Below are 558 nucleotides of genomic sequence, written 5' to 3' on the forward strand. Positions count from 1 at the left end.
AGGCCGCCTGGGCCTGGGGACCGGTGTTGGGATGCACCGGCCGTGTCTTTTGCCGCGACAGGCCGATGCGCCGCAGCACCCTGCTCAGGCTGGCCGGGTGGGAGCGCTTGCCAAAGCGGCGGGCGATCAGATCAGCAATGTCCTCGCGCGTGCAGGCCGAGAAGCCGTCGCGCTCCGGATCGGGGCCGCGCAGCAGCAGCGCGATCAGCGCCGCCTCCTCGCCCTCACTCAACCCGGGCGGACGGCCGGGCTTGGAGCGGTCCTCCAGCCCGCTCAGGCCTTCGGCGTTGTAGCGCACCACCGCATCACGCAGCGCCTGCCGCTCCATGCCCGCCAGCCGCGCCGCTTCGGCCCGCGACAGACCCTCCAGCGCATGCGCCACAGCAACCGCCCGGGCCGCTGCCCGGAGGCTCGGCGCCCGGCGCGCATAGGCGCGCAACTCCGCCGCACTCAGATCACCTCGGATCGGTAGTCCCGCGCCATCACCAAGCTCCCGAACGCCAGGAGCCCAGCGAACCATGACCGCTGTGCCCACCGCCGTCACAGGTGAGTCAACTC

At 72.4% G+C, this 558-nt stretch carries 1 protein-coding gene; it reads right to left on the reverse strand.

What is annotated here, in order from left to right; all coding sequences use genetic code 11:
* A partial coding sequence (locus tag QMO56_RS26890) for a helix-turn-helix domain-containing protein (RefSeq protein ID WP_283530711.1) occupies positions 1 to 382 on the reverse strand: 382 nt, incomplete at its 3' end.
* Positions 383 to 558: the final 176 nt, after the last annotated feature.

This window comes from Roseomonas sp. E05 (assembly GCF_030063475.1).
GTDB lineage: Bacteria > Pseudomonadota > Alphaproteobacteria > Acetobacterales > Acetobacteraceae > Pseudoroseomonas.